The organism is Roseisalinus antarcticus, from assembly GCF_900172355.1.
Classification (GTDB): domain Bacteria; phylum Pseudomonadota; class Alphaproteobacteria; order Rhodobacterales; family Rhodobacteraceae; genus Oceanicola; species Oceanicola antarcticus_A.
Genome location: NZ_FWFZ01000079.1, coordinates 1 through 4,608, shown reverse-complemented (window position 1 = coordinate 4,608; position 4,608 = coordinate 1). Strand labels below are relative to the sequence as shown.

The 4,608-nt window shown below is 61.4% G+C and carries 3 protein-coding genes, 1 tRNA gene and 2 pseudogenes; 3 read left to right on the top strand and 3 right to left on the bottom strand.

Translation table 11 applies throughout. The features are described from left to right. Nucleotides 1-250, top strand: a pseudogene (locus ROA7023_RS22910) (hypothetical protein); the annotation flags it as partial. A 189-nt stretch (nt 251-439) separates the two neighbouring features. Here the strand turns inward: ROA7023_RS22910 and ROA7023_RS25780 are convergent. The 3 genes and pseudogenes from ROA7023_RS25780 to ROA7023_RS22895 all read right to left on the bottom strand — a co-directional run. After that, nucleotides 440-484, bottom strand: a pseudogene (locus ROA7023_RS25780) (SEC-C metal-binding domain-containing protein); the annotation flags it as partial. 3 nt (nt 485-487) lie between these two features. Beyond that, nucleotides 488-1,126, bottom strand: a complete 639-nt coding sequence (locus ROA7023_RS22900; RefSeq protein ID WP_085881274.1) for a UPF0149 family protein — start codon at nt 1,124-1,126, stop codon at nt 488-490. Between the two features lie 448 nt (nt 1,127-1,574). Then, a tRNA-Arg gene (locus ROA7023_RS22895) sits at nt 1,575-1,651 on the bottom strand. 178 nt (nt 1,652-1,829) lie between these two features. Between ROA7023_RS22895 and ROA7023_RS22890 the strand changes: the two genes are divergently transcribed. Both ROA7023_RS22890 and ROA7023_RS22885 read left to right on the top strand, forming a co-directional pair. Beyond that, on the top strand, nt 1,830-2,402 hold the full coding sequence (locus ROA7023_RS22890; protein WP_085881273.1) for a hypothetical protein: 573 nt from the start codon (nt 1,830-1,832) through the stop codon (nt 2,400-2,402). Between the two features lie 32 nt (nt 2,403-2,434). Then, nucleotides 2,435-4,165, top strand: coding sequence for a methyl-accepting chemotaxis protein (locus ROA7023_RS22885; RefSeq protein WP_085881272.1), 1,731 nt, complete (start codon nt 2,435-2,437; stop codon nt 4,163-4,165). Nucleotides 4,166-4,608 lie beyond the last annotated feature (443 nt).

Sequence of the window (4,608 nt, the reverse complement as noted above, 5' to 3'; positions counted from 1 at the left end):
GATCAAGGACGCCACGGTCAAACGCTACCACTACGACAGCCACGGCCAGTTGCGGACGCACCTCGCCGACTTCCTCGCAGCGTACAACTTCGCGCGAAGGCTGAAGACCCTGAACGGCCTCACGCCTGACGAATACATCTGCAAAATCTGGACGTCAGAGCCAGATCGATTCATCCTCGGCCCGATCCACCAGATGCCGGGACTGAATACCTTACGTGCGCTTCAAGGTTGGCGGTCTTCGATTGATTGAATGTCGCATCATTCTCCCGGATCTGGAGGAATTTTTTCACTATTGCTTCTTGAAGCGCCACCATCGTGCCACCTTTCATGCGCGATTGCGAACGATAGGTCGAAGGTTGGCTCTACGAAAGCAAATCTAGCTTGGACCTGTCGTCATTGAATGACGCCTCTGGGCCGAGAGTAGCCCATGCGATCCCGCTCAGTGTCGGCCGCAGCATTTCTTGTATTTGCGCCCCGACCCACAGGCTTATGGATCGTTCCGCCCTGGCCGAGAAGAACCGGCATTGAACGGCATGGCTGGGAGATTCGCGGGCTTCCGCCAGGAAAGCTCGGGCCGGGACTGATGGAGTATCGTGGCGACGCAATTCGGGATCAGATCCGGAGCTTCAAGGTCGATTTCATCGATCTCTTCATCTGTGAACTTGCTCTGGCCGGTGTAGGTATCCCGAAGCGCCATCAGGTAGATCATCGTTGCCTGCGTCTCTCCGTCGGCCTGGTCGAGCAGTCGGCTCCAAGCGTCCGGTCGCAGCCGCATGGCACGCGTGAAGCCATCGACCCAAGGCTCCCACATGACTTCTTCACTGTTGGGATCAACCTCGTAGATCGGTTCGACCCAAAGCGAGCCGTTTATCGCCTCAACGACCGAGTTGTAATGCGCCATCACCGCACCAACGGTCTCCTCGGCGGATTGTTGATCGGGAAATTCCGCTTCTCCCGTCTCACCCCAAACATGAGGCAGCCATTCCGAGGGCGGGATCATCTCCGGGCAGGCAAGAACGCCGACTATGTAGCCATTGAGTTCGCCGAGCGTCATCGGCATGTTCTCAGCGGGCAGCGCATGCAGCAGCGCGTTAAGTCGATCGAGTTCTTGATCGGACTGGTCCATGGATGTCTCCCGGAGAGGTCAAGCGCTCTTACTCTGCGCAACGCCAGCCTTCAATAAAGGGAATGTCAGTTCTGGGCTGGGACCGATAACCGCTGCGGGCAGATTGAATGTCGACCTTGGGCCCGCCGTCGCGTATCCTACCTTGACGAACCGCTCGAGGAAGCCTCGAGCGCTTCGCTTGTGTTCGTGCACTGCGCAACGGAGGCGTAGCCCGGATCCGGTTGCCGAGACCAGCGCTGGATGCTTGCCAAGCTTGGGCGTGTATCGTGTAGTCCTCAACGGCGCTCGGTCGCTTGTGCTTTCGAGCTTTGCCTGATCGCCAAATAATCAAATAATATCCGATCGACAAGAAATACCCCAGGAAGGCCCGAGAATTCTCTTGACGGAGGTGCGCAAGTAAGACTGCCATTTTGCGCACTCTTATGCCCCATTGGCATGAGTGCGCGGATGGCGATCCCTCGAGGACTCGAACCCCGAACCTGCTGATTAGAAGTCAGCTGCTCTATCCAGTTGAGCTAAGGGACCTTCAACCGTCTCTAGACCGAGCCGCAGGGCCGTTCAAGACGCAGGCCGAGGTGCGCCAGCGGGGGCATTCGGAAAATTGCTCCCTTTAACGGTACTGAAGCGATTCGCCACTATCGGTGACCGCTCTGCAACCCGCGCAATACTGCGCGTCGGATCGGTCACTTCGAAAGGACATCGCATGCTCCGCAAAACCCTCGCCCCTCTCATCCTGCTTGCAGGGACCCTCCCGGCCATGGCCAGCGATTATGACGACGCGATGAAAAGCTACGTCGAATCGCAAGTGTTGAGCTGGGCCGAATCCGCCGTCGTCCTCGACGCCGTCGCCGCCGCGAACGCGACCCACGCGGGCCTGCCCCAGGCCGAGATCGACGCCATGGACGCGGCCTGGCAGGCAGAGGTCGGATCGGTCTCCACCCCCACCATCGACCCCGTCCTGCAAGGGCCCGTGGCCGACATGCTCCGCGCACGGGTGGAAGCGTCGGAAGGGGTCATCACCGAGGTCATCGTGATGGACGCGATGGGCATGAACGTCGTGGTCTCCCACGTCACCTCCGACTTCTGGCAGGGCGATGAGGCCAAGCATCAGGAGACCTACGGCCGGGGCGCAGGAGCGTTCCATTTCAGCGACATCGAGTTCGACGAATCGAGCCAGCGGTACCAGGGGCAAGCATCCTTCACCCTCGCCGACCCGGCCACCGGCGAGCCTGTGGGCGCGGTAACCATCGGAATCGACGCCGAATCCCTTTTGTGATCGCTCGAAATCGACCCTGAAGAGGTGTTCCCATGAAAATTTCCGGCATCGGCACTGCCATCGGCTCCGCCGCCTCGTCCCTTTTCGTCAGATGTGCCGCGCTTACAGCGGCGATCACCATCATCGTAGCAGCGTTGTTGTTTGTCTTTTACGAGCGACACGCAGACAATATCGCTCGGCTCGGATTGGAAAGACTGGCGCTGGAAATGACGTCGGGGACCGCTCTCAACCTTGGCGGAGCCATCCGCTTCGCCAAGGTTGACCAGGTCGATGAGACGCTGACCTCCTATACTGAACGTGCGGATCACAGCATGCTATTTGCGGCGGTTCACGATGCCGAGGGCAACCTGGTCTCCCGGTTCGGCGGAACCCGAGAGGGCGAGATCGACGACCTGTCCACGCTTGCTGACGCCGCACGCGCCACTGGCTCGGTCCAGACCACAGGTGACGGGTTCTGGATATCTGTCCCGGTGCGATTCGGATCGGACAATGGCGTGGTCGGATCGCTGTCCGCGATCTGGTCGCCGGAGGCCGATCTCGCGGAATTCCGGGCTGATCGACGCACACAACAAGGCGTGGTGGTGGGCATGTTCCTCGTGCTTCTGGGCCTTTCCCTGCTGATCCTGCGCCAGATGCTTGCGGTGCCGCTGAAAAAGGTCGGTGCGGGCATGATCCAAGTCGCCGAAGGGCAGTATGATGACGAAATACCGCTTGTTCGGCGGCGCGACGAGATCGGCGGGATCGCACGCAGTCTCGACACGCTCCGCGCCAAACTGATCGAGGCCCGCGCTGCGGAGATCCGTCAGCAGGAAGCGCAGGCAACGCAAGAGAGGGTCGTGGACCGTCTGCGGCGCGGTCTGGGTGCCCTCGCCGACGGTGACTTGACCCACAGGATCCGAACAGCCTTCGCCTCCGATTACGAAGAGCTGCGCACCGACTTCAATCGCGCGAGCCAGACGCTCAACGACACTGTCACGAACGTCCATGCCAGCGCCTCGAACATCCGGGCCGGGGCCGAAGATATCTCGCGCGCCTCCGACGACCTGTCGCGGCGCACGGAAAACCAGGCTGCAACGCTGGAAGAAACGGCAGCGGCCACTGACGAGCTCACCCAATCGGTCAAGTCGGCCGCCGACGGTGCGCGGGAAGTGGAAGGGATCGTGACCGACGCCAAGACCCATGCCGAACAATCCGGGGCGGTTGTTCAATCCGCCGTGTCCGCAATGACCGAGATCGAGAAATCCTCCGAACAGATCTCGCAGATCATCGGTGTCATCGACGACATCGCGTTTCAGACAAACCTGTTGGCGCTGAACGCCGGGGTCGAGGCCGCACGGGCCGGCGAGGCCGGCAAGGGCTTTGCCGTCGTCGCCTCCGAAGTCCGTGCCCTGGCCCAGAGGTCCTCCGACGCAGCCAAGGAGATCAAGTCCCTGATCTCCGGCTCCTCGCTTCAGGTCGAGGAGGGCGTGACGCTGGTCGGCAAGGCGGGCGAGGCGCTCAGTTCCATCGTGGAACGCGTCAGCCACATCTCCGAGCTGGTAACCAATATCGCCCGCGGAACGGTCGAGCAGGCCACCGGCCTGGGGGAAATCAATCTCGGCGTGACGAACCTCGACCAGGTGACCCAGCAGAACGCCGCCATGGTCGAGCAAAGCACGGCCGCCGCCCACGCCCTGCGGACCGACGCGATCAGGCTCACCGACCTCGTGGAACATTTCAAGATAGCGGCGGACAGCCAGGACCAAACCAGGGCCGCGGCCTGACGCGATCAGGCCGCCCAGCTTTTCACACGTCCACAGAAAGGGTCGGCCCCGGGGCCGGCCTTTTCCATGCGAGCTCCAAGAGCTCAGATCGAAGGAGGTCTCGGCGCAATCAGTCGGCCGCGATTGCGAAAGCGACGGGACGCGCCCGGGCCAGGTGGATGCCGTTTGGCTCACTTCGCGGACCTTTGGCGCCAACGCGATGGAGCCCTGCATCCCGGGCGATGACTTCCGTGGAGATCATGGGCCTCGTCGATAGATCTGGCGGGGGCGTCTTCAGCTTCTTGCGGCTCTGCCAAGCTACGGGGGAGCTCGGCTAGTCGCCCGTGAATTCCTCGATTATGCGGCTACGCGGCGATCAGCTGTTGCGCTGTACGGCGTCGTCGGATTGCCGACGTTGTAGAGACGGCAGAGGATCCAGACGAAAAGCAACCTGATCCAGGCTG

Excerpts from the sequence above, each read along its gene's own strand:
- ROA7023_RS22900 (WP_085881274.1), bottom strand. The coding sequence starts at position 1,126 with ATGGACCAGTCCGATCAAGAACTCGATCGACTTAACGCGCTGCTGCAT.
- ROA7023_RS22890 (WP_085881273.1), top strand. The coding sequence starts at position 1,830 with ATGCTCCGCAAAACCCTCGCCCCTCTCATCCTGCTTGCAGGGACCCTC.
- ROA7023_RS22885 (WP_085881272.1), top strand. The coding sequence starts at position 2,435 with ATGAAAATTTCCGGCATCGGCACTGCCATCGGCTCCGCCGCCTCGTCC.